The organism is Streptomyces caelestis, from assembly GCF_001279005.1.
GTDB lineage: Bacteria > Actinomycetota > Actinomycetes > Streptomycetales > Streptomycetaceae > Streptomyces > Streptomyces heliomycini.
This window is the reverse complement of sequence record NZ_LGCN01000096.1, coordinates 114,255-129,012: the sequence shown is the minus strand read 5'-3', so window position 1 is coordinate 129,012 and position 14,758 is coordinate 114,255. Positions and strand designations below refer to the sequence as shown.

The 14,758-nt window shown below is 72.4% G+C and carries 13 protein-coding genes and 1 pseudogene; 12 read left to right on the top strand and 2 right to left on the bottom strand.

What is annotated here, in order from left to right; genetic code table 11:
- The 6 genes and pseudogenes from ADK41_RS43005 to ADK41_RS09890 form a co-directional block, all read left to right on the top strand.
- Positions 1 to 282, top strand: a pseudogene (locus ADK41_RS43005) (MFS transporter); the annotation flags it as partial.
- Positions 283 to 1,067: 785 nt separating this feature from the next.
- The gene (locus ADK41_RS09910; protein WP_051842799.1) at positions 1,068 to 1,985 is read left to right on the top strand and encodes an AfsR/SARP family transcriptional regulator; all 918 of its coding nucleotides are present in this window, start codon (positions 1,068 to 1,070) and stop codon (positions 1,983 to 1,985) included.
- 271 nt (positions 1,986 to 2,256) lie between these two features.
- Entirely contained in the window at positions 2,257 to 2,754 is a 498-nt protein-coding gene (locus tag ADK41_RS38295) for a S26 family signal peptidase (protein WP_199821886.1), read from the top strand.
- A 110-nt stretch (positions 2,755 to 2,864) separates the two neighbouring features.
- On the top strand, positions 2,865 to 3,455 hold the full coding sequence (locus tag ADK41_RS09900) for a MauE/DoxX family redox-associated membrane protein (protein WP_051842788.1): 591 nt from the start codon (positions 2,865 to 2,867) through the stop codon (positions 3,453 to 3,455).
- A 52-nt stretch (positions 3,456 to 3,507) separates the two neighbouring features.
- A complete protein-coding gene (locus ADK41_RS09895; protein WP_030819234.1) occupies positions 3,508 to 4,062 on the top strand; it encodes a TlpA family protein disulfide reductase in 555 nt (184 codons plus the stop codon).
- Complete coding sequence (locus tag ADK41_RS09890; protein ID WP_234318516.1) at positions 4,059 to 5,933, top strand: ABC transporter ATP-binding protein; 1,875 nt, start codon at positions 4,059 to 4,061, stop codon at positions 5,931 to 5,933. The genes ADK41_RS09895 and ADK41_RS09890 overlap by 4 nt, the downstream gene beginning before the upstream one ends.
- A gap of 121 nt (positions 5,934 to 6,054) precedes the next feature.
- Here the strand turns inward: ADK41_RS09890 and ADK41_RS09885 are convergent, their stop codons facing one another.
- Positions 6,055 to 6,270: a hypothetical protein gene (locus ADK41_RS09885; protein WP_030819230.1), complete on the bottom strand. Its 216-nt coding sequence runs from the start codon at positions 6,268 to 6,270 to the stop codon at positions 6,055 to 6,057.
- A 126-nt stretch (positions 6,271 to 6,396) separates the two neighbouring features.
- Positions 6,397 to 7,434 (bottom strand): tetratricopeptide repeat protein, encoded by a 1,038-nt coding sequence (locus tag ADK41_RS09880; protein WP_234318515.1) that lies wholly within the window; start codon positions 7,432 to 7,434, stop codon positions 6,397 to 6,399.
- Positions 7,435 to 7,909: 475 nt separating this feature from the next.
- Here ADK41_RS09880 and ADK41_RS09870 point away from each other — a divergent pair, with 475 nt between their 5' ends.
- From ADK41_RS09870 to ADK41_RS09850, 6 genes are all read left to right on the top strand, one after another.
- Complete coding sequence (locus ADK41_RS09870) at positions 7,910 to 9,739, top strand: gamma-glutamyltransferase family protein (RefSeq protein WP_030819224.1); 1,830 nt, start codon at positions 7,910 to 7,912, stop codon at positions 9,737 to 9,739.
- A gap of 100 nt (positions 9,740 to 9,839) precedes the next feature.
- Positions 9,840 to 10,685, top strand: coding sequence for an inositol monophosphatase family protein (locus ADK41_RS09865; RefSeq protein WP_030819223.1), 846 nt, complete (start codon positions 9,840 to 9,842; stop codon positions 10,683 to 10,685).
- Between the two features lie 101 nt (positions 10,686 to 10,786).
- Positions 10,787 to 12,196: a phytoene desaturase family protein gene (locus tag ADK41_RS09860; protein WP_030819221.1), complete on the top strand. Its 1,410-nt coding sequence runs from the start codon at positions 10,787 to 10,789 to the stop codon at positions 12,194 to 12,196.
- Positions 12,193 to 12,705 (top strand): O-acetyl-ADP-ribose deacetylase, encoded by a 513-nt coding sequence (locus ADK41_RS09855; RefSeq protein ID WP_030819218.1) that lies wholly within the window; start codon positions 12,193 to 12,195, stop codon positions 12,703 to 12,705. Before ADK41_RS09860 ends, ADK41_RS09855 begins: the two co-directional genes overlap by 4 nt.
- Positions 12,706 to 12,863: 158 nt before the next feature.
- Positions 12,864 to 12,986, top strand: coding sequence for a hypothetical protein (locus ADK41_RS43890; RefSeq protein WP_267883135.1), 123 nt, complete (start codon positions 12,864 to 12,866; stop codon positions 12,984 to 12,986).
- 389 nt (positions 12,987 to 13,375) lie between these two features.
- Entirely contained in the window at positions 13,376 to 14,689 is a 1,314-nt protein-coding gene (locus ADK41_RS09850) for an RICIN domain-containing protein (RefSeq protein ID WP_030819216.1), read from the top strand.
- Positions 14,690 to 14,758 lie beyond the last annotated feature (69 nt).

The following is a 14,758-nucleotide window of genomic DNA, read 5'->3' as shown; positions in this document are numbered from 1 at the left end:
AGCGTCGGCCCCCAGCTCGGCCAGGTCCGCGCCGGGGCGATGGCCGGCTGGACCGGCGCCCGCCCGGCGATCTGGACCGGCGGCCTCGCCTGCGTCGCCGCGGTGGGCCTGCTCGCCGCCGCGCTGCCCAACCTCATCAGCTACGACGCCCGCACCGACGAGGACGCCCGCCGCCGCGCCGACGAGAGCGCCGGGTCCGCGTCGGACCGTGAGGACACCGCGATCGCGTCGGACCGTGAGGACACCGCGATCGCGCCGGAGAGTGAGAACACCGGAGCGTGAGGAGGCCGGCGTCGATCGGCAGCCCGCCGGCCGATCAGGACCGAACGGACGGGCGACGGCGCCGGCACCGCGCGAACTCCGAGGTGAGCGACGCGGTTCACCATCCGCCCCACCCCCCGGGGCGCCTCCGGCACGGAAGACCCGGGGCGGGGTGCTGGCCTGGGCCTTTGCTGTCATATGGGATCCTGACCCGCCAAAACGCGTCTTCCAGTGTCTTCTGGCGGGGTGTCGGCTCATGCCGCCGGAACTCTCCGTAGCCTCCCCCAGCGACAAGGAACTCCCCAGCGGAAGGCCGCTCACCCGGGGCTTCGGAGAAGGTGAGTCGATGATGAAGCGGCCGGGAAGTTCCTCGCCTGATGGTGGTACACGTGCCGCGCCGTTCTCGGCCGGCGAGCACGATGGCCGTAGTCGGCGGCACCTGGGTGAGGAACGGACCAGAACCTGAGTCGACTTGCCCGGTCGGCCGCTCCGCTTCCGGAGAGGGAACGCTCGGCGTCGAGCACGGGCGCCCGGCGCTGCGGGCGCCTCTCCCTGTGTGCATTCCCCTGCCCCGGAGTCGCTCGTGACCGCGTCGACCCGGGACATCGCTCCGGAGATCTGCTGGTCCGATGCGATTCAAGACTTTCCGAAGGTATTCCCACGATCAGTTGGCCATGGTGAGGGCGCGACGCAGAAACACCGGCAGGGCCAGAGGGACCAGCAGTTGGCGAAGCCCGCGGTGGACCGGCCCCGACTGCCGGCAGACACCCGCCGTACACCGTGCTGTTGACACGACCGGAGGATCGATGCATCACACCTTCCAGGTTCTGGGCCGAGTACAGGTGATCGGCGCCTACGGGGACGTCGTCCCCGTAGGCGGACCCAAACAGCGGACACTCCTCCTCGCGCTGCTGCTCCACCTCAACCGGCCGGTCGGACTGGACTGGCTCACCGACGCCGTGTGGGAGGAAGAAGCACCCGCCTCCGCGAGAGCGAACCTGCGCAGCTACGTCAACGGGCTCCGCCGCGCCCTCTCCGGCTTCGACGACGTCGAGATCGTGGGTCGGGGGCGGTCCTACGAGCTCCTCGTCACGTCGGAGCGGCTCGACCTCACCCGCTTCGAAAAGGTGGCGCAGGACGGCCGGGCAGCACTGCTACGCGGTGATGCCTCGACCGCGGCGGCGCGCTTGGGGGAGGCCATCGGTCTTTGGCGCGGACCCGCCGGGCAGATCACCGGGGTCGGCACGTGCCTGGCAGCTCGGCTTGACGCCCTGCGCGAGCGGTACATGGTGGCCGTGGAAGACCACGCCGAGGCCGTGCTCGCTCTCGGTCCCTGTGCCGACACTGTTTTCAGGCTACGGGTGCTGCTCGGCGAAGAGCCGTTCCGGGAGCGCTCCTGGGGCCTGCTCATGCGAGCCCTGTATGCGTGCGGGGACACGGCTGGAGCACTCCGCGCGTACGCGCATGCCCGGGAACGGCTCGCCGGCGAGCTCGGCATCGAGCCCGGGGAAGAACTGCGCAGCATCCACCGGGCGATCCTCAACCGCGATCCGGCGATCGGTTCCGCCACGTCCTGCGAACTGTCGGGCTCTCGCCCCTCCCCACCGCTCCGTGGTATCTCTTCCGCCCTTCCCGTGTCGGGCGCCGTTCGGTCTCACTCGCGCCACGTGGCCTGCCCTCCGCTGTCTGCCGGGCTGTGGACGGCAGGCGGAGGAGGCCTGTGAGCCTGTCGGGGAAGTGACGCGTCGCCCCGTCACAGTGATCAGCGGCCGGGCAGGGTGAGCCGGCGCCGGCGCTGCTGACCGCCGCGGAGCCCGGGAACCCCGTCACGGGGTCGACCAAGAAGGTGACGGCTGGGTGCGGCAGCCGGAGCGCGAGCCGCCCCGACGGGCGGCGTGACCGCCAACGCGTCCCGTTCCGGGCGGCCCGAACCGCCGACGGGCCCATGGCCCTCACCTACGAGCCCATCCTGACGCACAACGACCGGAGGCACACGTGTCCCTCGTCCTTACCGCGGGCGCCGCGGCAGGCTGCGCCGCCGCACTCGGCAGCGGCATTCTGTGGTTGCGCCGCTTCTACACCGTGGTCACCGTCTCCGGTACCAGCATGGAGCCGACCTTTCGCCAGGGCGACCGGGTCGTGGTCCGTCGCACGGGAGTGCGGCGCCTGAAGTGTTCGTCGGTCGTCGTGGTACGGGATCTCACCTACATACGAGGACCCCTTCCACACGGCGCACGTCTCAGAAGAGGCGACCGGCAACCAGCCGTGAGCCGGACGGGACCGTGCCTCATCAAGCGAGTGGCCGCGCTGCCCGGCGACCCGGTGCCCCGGGAAGGCGTGCCTGCCCTGCGCCACGTGCCCGAAACCGTGGTACCCGCCGGTCGGCTCGTGCTTCTCGGAGACAACCGGGACGCGAGCTACGACTCCCGTGAGCACGGCTACTTCTTCACCGACCAACTGCTCGGGCACGTGGTCGGACGGCTGGACGGATGAGGCGGGCCCGGGAGGCATGAGCCTGTCCTGTACGGCGTTTGTATCGCCCCTGTGCCCCCTGTCGATAGCGTCCGAAACGACGGCCGGAAAACCAGAGAGCGGGAGGCAATATGCAATACGTGGCGACGGGGTGCGAACTCCTGTTGGCCGTTGTGTTCCTGACCGCCGTAATGGGAAAGACACGCAACCGGAGTGCTTTTCGGGCCTTCGTCGGATCCGTGCGCCGACTGAATCTGCTGTCCCCGTCCCGTGCGCGTGCCGCGGCGGTCATGGCGACAGCCGCCGAGGCCATGGTGCCCGCGTTGTTCGCCTGCGCCCTGATGCCGGTCGGGCCGCTGCGGGTACAAGCTTCCTGGTTCCACGCCGCCGCGCTGAGTCTCAGCCTGGCGTTACTGCTGGCCTTCACCGCCGTGATCGCCCTGGCCCTGGTCAACGGCACGCAGGCGCCCTGTCGCTGCTTCGGAGCCCGTGGATCGGTGCTGGGCGTCCGTCACGTCATTCGCAATCTCTTTCTCGTCTTTGCCGCCGTGGGAGGGCTGCTCGGCCACATGACAGCCGCGGAGAGCGGTGCGGACGGTCCGGGAGTCGTCCTGGCGGCCGCTACGGGGGCCGTTCTCGCGAGCGTGTTCGTCCTCTTCGACGACCTTGTGGAGCTCTTCCTCCCCACCACACGCCCCAACCTTCCCGAGCCCGTCCGATAAACGCTTCCACCCCGCATCACCAGCCACCCGTGCCCAGAAAAGAGGGGTTGTTATGCCGATTCTCGTCGCCCTGATCTGCTTCCTCGTCCTGTTGAGCCTGCTCAACCTGGTCATCACCTTCGGTGTCGTCCTGCGGATGCGCGAGCATGCGGGACTTCTCGCCGAAGGCGGGGGAGAGCAGCGGCAGAACCGGATGGCGGGCCGACCACGCCCCATGGGCTCCGAAGCGGGCCCGTTCACCGCCGGAACCATCGAGGGGGAGACCGTCTCACGCGACACGCTCCTCGTTCCGACCGTCCTCGGCTTCCTGTCGCCCGGATGCGCGCCGTGCGAGAAGGCCGTACCGCCGATGCTCCGTTACGCTGCCGCCGTACCCGGCGGCCGTGACCACGTGCTCGTCGTGATCTCTGGACCCCCCGGAGAAGCCGCCGACTACGCACGGGAGTTCGCGGACGTGGCCCGAGTCGTCGTCGAGGAGCCGGACGGACCGGTTCAGTCGGCCTTCGCCGTCGACGGCTTCCCGGCCTTCGGGATTCTGGGCGCCGGTGGCGCCGTCACCCTCGCCACCCGCAAAGTCGCCGAGTTGCCCGCCGGGGTGACGGTGTGAGGAGCCCCGCAGCGCGGCCACGGTCCGACGAGGCCGACCGGGGACGGCTGAAGGATGTGCTGGTCGCCCTCGCCCTGGCCTGCCGTGCCGATCCCTCCGCCGTTGCCCTCCTCGTCCTGGCGGCTCTCTGCGCCGGCGGGGCGCCCGTGCTGTCCGCCTGGCTCACCAAGCTCCTCCTCGACGGCATCACTCAGCCGTCCCCCGGAGCACTGCGCCACCTTCTCGTGTGGGCCGGGTCATTGGCGGCCGCCGGGGTGATCTCCGCGCTGGTTCCCCACGCCGCGGTGTACGCGGGGAACCGACTGTCACGCAGAGTGAAACTCACCGTCAGGGACCGGTTGTTCACCAAGACGGGAACTCTTCAGGGGCTGGCCCAGCTGGAGGACCCCCGCTTCCACAACCGGCTCATGCTGGCGCAGCAGGCGGGGAGCGAGAGCCCCGGGCAGATCCTCACCAGTCTGCTGGGTCTGCTGCAGGGCGGGCTCACCCTCGGCGGATTCCTCGTCGCGCTCATTCTGCTCAGCCCCGTCATGGCCGGCGTGGTGACGGCAGCGGTGATTCCCGCACTGCTGGCGGAGACAGCACTCAACCGGCGCCGGGCGGGTCTGCGCTGGCGGCTGGGACCGGCCGAACGCCGGGAGATCTTCTACACGGATCTCCTGCGTGACCTGAAGGCGGCCAAGGAGGTCCGTCTCTTCGGCCTCGCAGGGTTCCTGCGCGGCAGGATGCTCAGCGAGATGCGCACCATCAATGCGGCCAAGGACCGGCTGGACCGGCGCGCGCTGCACACTCAGGGCGGGCTGTCACTGTTGTCCGCGGCGGTGGCCGGCGCGGGGCTGGTCTGGGCCACCCGGGCGGCGCTGTCGGGAGAGTTCACCGCCGGCGACGTCGCCATGTTCGCCGCCTCCGTGGCCGGTGCGCAGGGTTCCCTCGCAAGCGTCGTAAGAAGTCTGTCCGGCGTGCATGACGCGATGCTGATGTTCGGCCACCACCAGGCTGTCATGCGTACCCCGTCGACCCTCCCCGTGCCCGCGGCGGCATGCGCCGTACCGCCGCTGCGCCGGGGCATCGAGTTCCGTGGGGTGTGGTTTCGCTATGCCGAGGACCAGCCATGGATCCTGCGCGGAGTCGACCTGTTCATCGCGAGCGGGGAGACCACGGCCCTGGTCGGACACAACGGCGAGGGGAAGTCCACCTTGGTCAAGCTGTTGTGCCGACTCTACGATCCGACCCGCGGTGTGGTGCTGTGGGACGGCGTCGACCTGCGCGACCTCGACCCGGCCGAGCTGCGGGAGCGGATGAGCGCGGTGTTCCAGGACTACACCTGCTACGACCTCACCGCGGGAGAGAACATAGGGCTCGGCGACCTCTCCGCCCTCGGGGACCGGCCTCGCGTCGCGGTGGCCGCCCGGCGCGCTGGAGTCCACGACCTGATCGACGGACTGCCTCACGGGTACGACACCTTCCTCAGCAGGATGTTCGAGAACCCCGCCGACGACGATCCCGCTTCCGGAATGCTGTTGTCCGGAGGCCAGTGGCAGCGGGTGGCCCTGGCGCGGGCGTTCCTCCGCGACGACCGGGACCTGCTCATCCTGGACGAACCCAGCTCCGGGCTCGACGCGGAGGCCGAGTACGAGATCCACAAGAGGCTGGGGGAGTACCGGGCGGGGCGCACCAGCCTGCTGATCTCCCATCGCATGGGAACGACGAGGGCGGCCGACCACATCGCGGTGCTCAGCGACGGACGGATCGCCGAGCAAGGCGACCACGGGCGCCTCCTCGCCGCCGGGGGCATATACGCCCGACTGTTCAGGACGCAGTCCCGCGGGTACCGCGAGCCGGATGAGGCGGAGGCGGACCTGTCCAGGTGACACGGACCGTGGATCGCCCGGTGTGCCCACCGGTGAGACTCCTGCCGACATACGGCGCAGCGCGAACGGCCCCGGCCCTCCAGGAGGAGGCCGGGGCCGTACACATCACCGAAGACGCTGATCAGTCGGCGCACGTGCCGCAGTCGGCGTACCAGGTGTAGCGGTACTGCCCGTTGCAGATCCGGTCGTAGGCCAGACGGTTGCGGCCCCAATTGCAGCCGCGGGCGCAGTGGGAGTACTCGTCGTAACAGACCTCGGCAGCGGCTGCCTCCGCGGTCAGCGAGGGGGCCACGAGCGCCACCATACGGGCACCCATGGCTTCGATGTGCTTGAGCATGCGTGAATCCTCCTGTGATTCCGCCGGGTTGGGTACTTCCTTGCGGTCATCACGCTAGTCGTCGAAAAGATGGGAAAAATACAAAAAAAGCACACTCCTGAACAGGTGCCGCCCGCGCGACAAGGGTCAGTCGCCGGCGCGTCGGCGGCCGGTTCCCTCGTCGGGGGTGAGCTCGCTGAGCTTGTCGCGGAGTTCACCGGCGGAGGGGTGGCCGATCTCATCGGCGATCTTCAGGGCCTGGCGCCAGGCCGGCCGGGCCGCGTCGGGGTCGCCGGCGGCAAGGTGGGTGTCGCCGAGGCTGTCCCACGCTCCCGCCTCGCCGTGCCGGTCACCGGTCTCCTGGTTGACGGCCACGGCCTGGGCGGAGTAGTCGAGTGCCTGCCGGTAGTCGCCGAGCATGATGTGCAGCCAGCCGGCGTTGTTCAGGTCCTTGGCCTGGCCGGTCCTGTGCCCGGTCTGCCGGTAGAGGGCCAGCGCCCGCTCGTTGTGGTCGAGTGCGTCGAGCCGGCGCCCCTGTCGGTCGCGCACCCAGCCCAGGCCGCGGTGGGTGTGGGCCTGGTTGATCCGATCGTCCAGGTGTCCATAGAGGTCCGGTGCCCGGCGGAAGTGGGTGTGTCCGTCGTCGAGTCGGCCCATCTGGGTGTAGACGCTGCCGAGGCTGCGGTGCGCCCCCGCCTGCCAGGACCGGTCGCCCAGTCGCTGTGCGGCCTTGAGGGCGGTGTGCTGGTTGGCTGCCCAGTCGTGCCAATGACCGCGATGGTCGAAGAACGTCTCGAGGGCCTGGGCCAGCTGCCAGACCTGTGCGTCGAGACGAGCGGTGACCGCGGTGTCGACGGTACCGAGCAGCACGGGGTGTTCGGCGGTGAACCAGGCCAAGGCTGCACCGCTGTCCGTCAATTCCTGTGGCACGACACCTTGCCGGGCAGCGGCAAGGTGGATCTGGTCCCGATGCGGGTCCGACCGCCCGGCGGCGGTATGAGCTGTACGGAGGTGGAAATCCACCAGCCTCGACAGCGCCTCGTCGCTGTCGTCGGTCGGTTCCTCCCGCGCCCGTTCGGCGGCGTAGAGGCGGATGAGGTCGTGCATGCGATAACGGCCGGGGGCGTGTTCCTGGACCAGGTGTGCGGCCTGAAGTCTGCGCAGCAGCAAGCGCACCTGTGACACGGGGAGGGCGGTGAGGCTGGCGGCGGCGGACAGGCCGAGGTCGGGGCAGGGGGGCGAGACCGAGCAACCGGAACGCCTGTGCGGCATCCGGGTCGAGGGCGCCCAGCACCTTGAACCGCACCGCCATGCGTTCCCCCCCGATCGGTCGTGTACCCGCAAGGATCTATCCAGCGCCGAGCTTTGACTTCAAGACCGATTCAAGACGTCGCGAGGTACTCGGGCGTAGATGTCCGCCTGGTGGCGCGGACCTGCGGTGTCATGGATCGAGTCATCGCCGGCCTGGGCAGATGCGTCCTCCAGAGCGTTTCGGGTTCGTGCCACGTTGTGTGCGGCCGACGCCGACAGCCCGACCCGGGCGGAGGGGCGACGGGGTCGTGCGCAGGAGATGGCCACACGCTCATCCTCCCCGGACTCTCCCCGCGGGGCGCTCGATGTTGGATGGATCGACCGACGCCCGCGAACACCGAGGTGAGAGATGCAGTTCACGACTCGACCCACACTTCAAGGCACCTTCGGCATGGTGTCCTCCACCCACTGGCTGGCCTCGCAGTCGGCGATGGCCGTGCTGGAGGACGGCGGCAACGCCTACGACGCCGCCGTGGCCGGAGCCTTCGTGCTGCACGTCGTCGAACCGCACCTCAACGGCCCGGCCGGTGAGGTGCCGATCCTGCTCGCGCCGGCCGGCGGTGAGGTGCGGGTGCTGTGCGGGCAGGGCGTCGCCCCGGCCGGGGCGACCGTCGCCCACTACAAGGGGCTCGGCCTGGACCTCGTCCCCGGCACCGGACCGCTCGCCGCGCCCGTGCCCGGCGCCTTCGACGCCTGGATGCTCCTGCTGCGCGACCACGGCACCAAGACCCTCGCCGACGTCCTCAAGTACGCCATCGGGTACGCCGAGGACGGGCACCCGCCCGTGGAGCGCGTCGGCCGGACCGTCGAGACGGTGCGCGAGCTGTTCGAGACGGAGTGGACCTCCTCGGCCGAGGTGTACCTGCCCGGCGGCCGCGCCCCGCGCCCCGGCGAACTGCTGCGCAACCCCGCCCTCGCCGCCACCTGGAAGCGTCTGCTCGCCGAGGTCGCCGGGGCGGGCGACCGGGAGGCGCGGATCGACGCCGCGCGGGAGGTGTGGCGGACCGGCTTCATAGCCGACGCACTGGTCCGGCAGGCCGGGCGCCCGACCATGGACACCAGCGGGGAGCGCCACGCCGGCACGCTGACCGCCGCCGACCTCGCCGGCTGGTCCGCGACCTACGAGACCCCGGTGACGTACGACTGGAACGGCTGGACCGTGTGCAAGGCCGGCCCCTGGAGCCAGGGCCCGGTCCTGCTCCAGCAACTCGCCCTGCTCCCCCCGGAACTGCCCCGTTACGGCTCCGCCGACTACCTGCACCTGCTGATCGAGGGCTGCAAGCTCGCCATGGCCGACCGCGAGGCCTGGTACGGGGACGCGGCCGAGGTGCCGCTCGACGACCTGCTGTCGGCCGGGTACAACGCCGAGCGGCGAACCGGGATCGGCCCCCGCGCCTCCCACGACCTGCGGCCCGGCAGCCCCGGCGGGCGCACCCCCCGGCTGAGCGCCCACGCGTGCGTCGTGGCCACCGACGAGCCCGGCGCCGGCCCGATGGGCGTCGGGGAGCCCACCGTCGCCAAGAGCCCCACGTCCCCCGTGCCCGGCGAACCCGACGTCCTCGCCGACGGCGGCACCCGCGGCGACACCTGCCACCTGGACGTCGTCGACCGCTGGGGCAACATGATCGCGGCCACCCCCAGCGGCGGCTGGCTCCAGTCCAACCCCGTCGTCCCCGAACTCGGCTTCCCGCTCGGCACCCGGCTGCAGATGACGTGGCTGGAGGAGGGCCTGCCGGGCACCCTCACCCCCGGCCGCCGACCCCGCACCACCCTCACCCCGTCCATGGCCCTGCGCGACGGGGTGCCCGTCATGGCGTTCGGCACGCCCGGCGGGGACCAGCAGGACCAGTGGCAGCTGCACTTCTTCCTCGCGGTCGCCCTGCGCGAGCGGGTGCGCGGCGGACTCGACCTCCAGGGCGCCGTCGACGCCCCCAACTGGCACAACGACAGCTTCCCCGGCTCCTTCCACCCGCGGGGCATGCGCCCCGGCAGCGTCACCGTCGAGTCCCGCACGGACCCGGCGGTGGTGACGGAGCTGCGCCGCCGCGGCCACGAGGTGATCGTCGGCGACGCCTGGTCGGAGGGCCGGCTCTGCGCCGTCGCCCGGGACCCGGCCACCGGCGTCCTCTCCGCGGCGGCCAACCCGCGCGGCATGCAGGGCTACGCGGTGGGCCGCTGAGCCCATGGCGCCGTGGGCGGGCACCCCATTTTCATCCCGATTCCACCCGCTGTGCACCGGGCGGGCGGGGATTGTCAGTGGCGCGTGCTCTCATGGAGGCATGATCGAGACCAACGAAACCATCGACGAGTTTCTCGCCCGGCACGCCTCCGACGTGGAGGAACTGGTCCGCAAGGCCGCGGCGAAGGAGATCGTGCCCCGCTGGCGGCGGCTCGCCGACCACGAGGTGGACCTCAAGAGCGGCCCGCACGACCTGGTGACGGACGCCGACCGCAACGCCGAGCTGTACCTCACGGACGCGCTCGCCGCCCTGCTGCCCGGTTCGGTCGTGGTCGGCGAGGAGGCGGTGCACGCCAACCCGGCGTCGTACGAGGCGATACAGGGCGAGGCGCCGGTGTGGATCGTCGACCCCGTCGACGGCACCCGCCAGTTCGTGCACGGCGACACCGGCTTCTGCACCCTGGTCGCCCTCGCACGGGGCGGAGTCGTGCACGCCTCCTGGACCTACGCCCCCGCCCGAGACCAGTTCGCCACGGCCGTACGGGGACAGGGCGCGCACCTCGACGGCGAGCGGCTGCGCGCGGGCTCCCCGGAACCCGGCCGCGACCTCCGCGTGGCCACCTCCCACCCGGACTACACCACGGACGAGCAGAAGCGCGCCCTGCTCGGTCTGTGGACGGACGGCGTGGCCCCCCGCGCCTGCGGCTCGGCCGGACTGGAGTACCTGGCCCTCGCCCGCGGCGAGTCCGACGCGACCGCGTTCAGCTGGGAAGCCGCGTGGGACCACGCGGCCGGTCTGCTCCTCGTGGAGGAGGCGGGCGGCGCCCACCTCACCCGTGCGGGCAGGCCCTTCGGCATCAGGGGAGGCAACACCCTGCCCTTCACCGCGGCCCGCGACGCGGCCACGGCCCGCCGGGTGGTGGAACTGCTGGCGGCCGGAGCCTGAGACCGATCCCCCGCCCGCAGGCCCCGGGAGAACGCCGGCGGCCCGGCATATCCTGATCCCCAGTGGCCGTCGGCTGACGAAGGAGTCCGAAGGTGCCGTCGATGCTCGATGCGGTCGTGGTGGGTGCGGGGCCGAACGGGCTGACCGCTGCCGTGGAGCTGGCCCGGCGCGGCTTCTCGGTGGCCCTGTTCGAGGCGAAGGGCACCGTCGGCGGCGGCTCCCGCACCGAGGAACTCACCCTCCCCGGCTTCCGCCACGACCCGTGTGCCGCCGCCCACCCCCTCGCCGTCAACTCACCCGCGTTCCGCGCCCTGCCGCTGGATCGCTACGGCCTGGAGTGGCTGCACCCGGAACTCCCCATGGCCCACCCCTTCCCGGACGGCACGGCGGCCGTGCTGTCCCGGTCGGTCGGGGAGACGGCCGCCTCCTTCGGACCGCGCGACGCCGGCGCCTACCGCCGCCTCGTCGCCCCCTTCCTGCCCAAGTGGGACACCCTGGTCCGCGACTTCATGTCGCTGCCGCTGACCGCGCTGCCCCGCGACCCGGTCACCCTCGCCCGCTTCGGCCTGGCCGGCCTGCCCCCGTCGACGTGGCTCACGCGCCGCTTCCGCGACGAACGGGCCCGCACCCTGTTCGCCGGCCTCGTCGCCCACGTCATGGCCCCCCTCGGCGGCTTCGCCACCGGCGCCGTCGGGCTGGTCTTCGCCCTCGCCGCGCACGCCCGCGGCTGGCCCGTCGCCAGGGGCGGCTCCCAGGCCGTCTCCGACGCCCTCGCCGCGTATCTCGAGGACCTCGGCGGCAGCATCCACACCGACTACGAGGTCAAGCGCCTCGACGACCTGCCGCCGGCCCGGGCGTACGTCTTCGACACCTCGCCCACCGCCCTGGCCCGCATCGCGGGCTTCGGCGACCACTACGCGAACTACCGCTACGGCCCCGGCGTCTTCAAGATCGACTACGCGCTGGACGGCCCCGTGCCGTGGACCGCGCCCCAGGCCCGTACGGCCGGCACCGTGCAGATCGGCGCGGACAGCGGTGAGATCGCCGCCGCCCTGCGCGCCGCCTCCCGCGAGGGCCGCGCCCCCGACGCGCCCTTCCTCATCACCGTGCAGCCCGGCGTCGCCGACCCCACCCGGGCCCCGGCCGGCAAACACGTCTTCTGGGCGTACGGCCATGTGCCGAACGGCTGGACCGGCGACCTCACCGACGCCATCGAGCGCCAACTGGAGCGCTACGCACCCGGCTTCCGCGACCGCGTCCTGGCCCGCGCCACCGCGGGACCACCCGAGCTCGCCGCCCGCAACGCCAACTACGTCGGCGGAGACATCGCCTCCGGCGCGGTCTCCGGACTCCAGCTCCTGCTGCGCCCCAAACTCTCCCCGTTCCCCTACGCGACCCCGCACCCGGCCGTCTTCATCTGCTCGTCGGCCACCCCGCCCGGCCCCGGTGTGCACGGTATGTCGGGGCACAACGCGGCGAAGGCCGTCTGGAGGAGGCTGCGCCGGACATGACCACCACGATCACGCTCGTCCAGGGCGACATCACCCACCAGAGCGCCGACGCGATCGTCAACGCGGCCAACTCGTCCCTGCTCGGCGGGGGAGGCGTGGACGGCGCGATCCACCGCCGGGGCGGACCGGAGATCCTGGCCGAATGCCGCGCCCTGCGGGCCTCCAGGTACGGCAGGGGCCTCCCCACCGGGCAGGCGGTGGCCACCACCGCGGGCCGCCTCGACGCCCGCTGGGTGATCCACACCGTCGGCCCGGTGCACCAGGGGCCGGGCAGCGATCCCGCGCCGCTCGCCTCCTGCTACCGGGAGTCGCTGCGCGTGGCCGACGAGCTGGGCGCCCGGACGGTCGCGTTCCCGGCGGTCTCCACCGGCGTGTACCGGTGGCCGATGGACGACGCGGCCCGCATCGCGGTGGAGACGGTGCGCAGCACGCCGACCGCCGTCGAAGAGGTGAGGTTCGTCCTCTTCGACGACCGGGCGTACCAGGCGTTCGCCCGGCAGCTCGGCTGACGGGAACCAGGGCGGGTCCGCGGAGAACCACCCGCGGGGCGCGGGCGCCGCGCGTCACCGCCGGGGGCGGACGCCCCTGACGGCCGGCCCGCCGGTGAACCCGGTGTCCCTGCCGCACGTCCTCAGCAGCAGGGGAGCCGCCTCACACCGAGGCGCCCATGCCCGAGGAGATCCCGCGCACCATGCAGTCAGCACACCGGTACCGCACCGCCGCCCGGACCTTTCCCACCGCCGTCCTCGTCGTCCTGGCCGTCGTGCCGGTCGTCGCCGGCACCGGCTGACGGGCGCCGAGGCCACCACCGCCCCGGTCGCGACATCCGCACGCCGCGGGACGGGGGGAAGGTGACCGGGAGGGGACGCGCGGGGGTCGCTGGAGTGACGTCCCGGAGGTCCTGCCGGTCATCCGGTCCCACTACGGTGCCGCAGTGGCCGTGAACCGATCCGATTCCGCCGTCGTGGAGGCGAGGACGCGGCACCCCGCGCGCGGTGCGGTGCTCGGCGAGAACGGGGACGGCGCGGAACCGGTCCGGTCGCCTGCGCCCGGAGCCGTACTTTCCTCCCGGCGGAGGCCGGTGGTGTTCCGGACCCGGCACCGCGCCCCGGCCGCGGGGCGCCGCGCGTGTGCGGCCGCCGTGCGGCGGACAACCGTGAGAACGAAGGAGAACGAGCAATGTCACGGCAGAACAGGCCGGATGGCGGCGAGTCCGCCCGCCCGGCCGGCGCCGACGGCGGGCCACCGGTCCGTCGTGCGGTGGTGTTGTCCCCGGTGGGCGACGACGTCGGGCAGGCCGTGCTGCGGCCCGCCCCGCGCCGCGGCACGGCCACCGCGGGTGCCACCGCCACCACCGCTGCCGCCGCCGTCGCCGAAGGCGACGCCGGGGCCGGCGCGGCCGGCCGGGGTGAGACGGAAACCCCCTCCACGGCCGAGTCCGGGACGGCCCCGGCCGTGAACGGGCCGGAGGCACGGGAAGAGGCCGCGGAACCGGGCACGGACCGCGGGGAACGGCCGGAGACGGCGGCGGGCGCCGCCACGTCGGCCCGCACCGCGGCCTCCCGGTCCGGACTGGCCGCCGCACTCGGCGGCGCCCGCGGGGCCGGGAGGGAGAGCGGCGACGGCGACGGTGACGATGCGCCGGGGCGGCCGAAGGCCCCCATGCTGGCCGCCGCCGGGATCGCCGGGGTGATCCTGCTCGCCGTACCGCTGTTGATCATGGCCGGTGGCGACCGGGACGAGCGGCCCGGCGGCCGAGCCGACGCGGCTGCCGACTCCCGGGCGCTGCTCGACGGTCGGGAGGAACAGCAGCAGCCGGGCGTCTATGCCGCGGAGCCCCCGAAGGACGGCGCTCCGGCGGACTCGCCGAAGAGCGGGGAAGGCGACGACGAGAAGGAAGGGAAGGAGACGGAGGGCGGGAAGAAGACGGAGACCGGGGAGGAGGAGACGAAGGGTGACGGCAAGGCGTCCCCGGACGACTCCGCCTCCCGCTCCGTCACCGACGCGAGCCCGCGGGCCGCCACGCAGCGGAAGGAAGAGGAGGACGCGGCCAAGGAGCCGGCCCGGCAGACCGAGAAGAAGGCGGACGCGGCGGTCACCGTCGCCACCGCCCGGATCGTCAGCGCCGACACCGGCAAGTGCCTCACCGCGCGTTCCCGGGCAGTCGGGGCGGAACTGGTCATCCAGCCCTGTGGGGCCTCGGCAGGCGCCCAGATCTGGTCCTTCCACGACACCGACAGGACCCTGCGCATCGGCGAGGACCTGTGCATGGGCCTGGACGGCGGGTCGGTGGCGAAGGAAACGGCCGTCCTGCTGCAGCGGTGCGACGGGTCGAGCGGACAGAAGTTCAAGATCAACAGCACCGAGGACCTGGTGTCGCTCAAGGCCGGCGACAAGTGCGTCGACGTGTGGTGGGGCAAGGAGGCCGACGGCACGCCGGTCAAGCTGTGGCCCTGCACCGGCACCGCCAACCAGACCTGGCGGCGCGGCTGACCCCGCCCCTGGGCCCGGGTCCGGAGGACCGTCGCCCGATGCCGCGGCGGACGGTCGCGGCGGGCGTGC

Coding starts and splice junctions, on each gene's coding strand:
- ADK41_RS43890 (WP_267883135.1), top strand. CDS start 12,864: ATGCCCGAGGAGATCCCGCGCACCATGCAGTCAGCACACCGGTACCGC.
- ADK41_RS09885 (WP_030819230.1), bottom strand. CDS start 6,270: ATGCTCAAGCACATCGAAGCCATGGGTGCCCGTATGGTGGCGCTCGTG.
- ADK41_RS09870 (WP_030819224.1), top strand. CDS start 7,910: ATGCAGTTCACGACTCGACCCACACTTCAAGGCACCTTCGGCATGGTG.
- ADK41_RS09865 (WP_030819223.1), top strand. CDS start 9,840: ATGATCGAGACCAACGAAACCATCGACGAGTTTCTCGCCCGGCACGCC.
- ADK41_RS09860 (WP_030819221.1), top strand. CDS start 10,787: ATGCTCGATGCGGTCGTGGTGGGTGCGGGGCCGAACGGGCTGACCGCT.
- ADK41_RS09910 (WP_051842799.1), top strand. CDS start 1,068: ATGCATCACACCTTCCAGGTTCTGGGCCGAGTACAGGTGATCGGCGCC.
- ADK41_RS09900 (WP_051842788.1), top strand. CDS start 2,865: ATGCAATACGTGGCGACGGGGTGCGAACTCCTGTTGGCCGTTGTGTTC.
- ADK41_RS09850 (WP_030819216.1), top strand. CDS start 13,376: ATGTCACGGCAGAACAGGCCGGATGGCGGCGAGTCCGCCCGCCCGGCC.
- ADK41_RS09895 (WP_030819234.1), top strand. CDS start 3,508: ATGCCGATTCTCGTCGCCCTGATCTGCTTCCTCGTCCTGTTGAGCCTG.
- ADK41_RS09855 (WP_030819218.1), top strand. CDS start 12,193: ATGACCACCACGATCACGCTCGTCCAGGGCGACATCACCCACCAGAGC.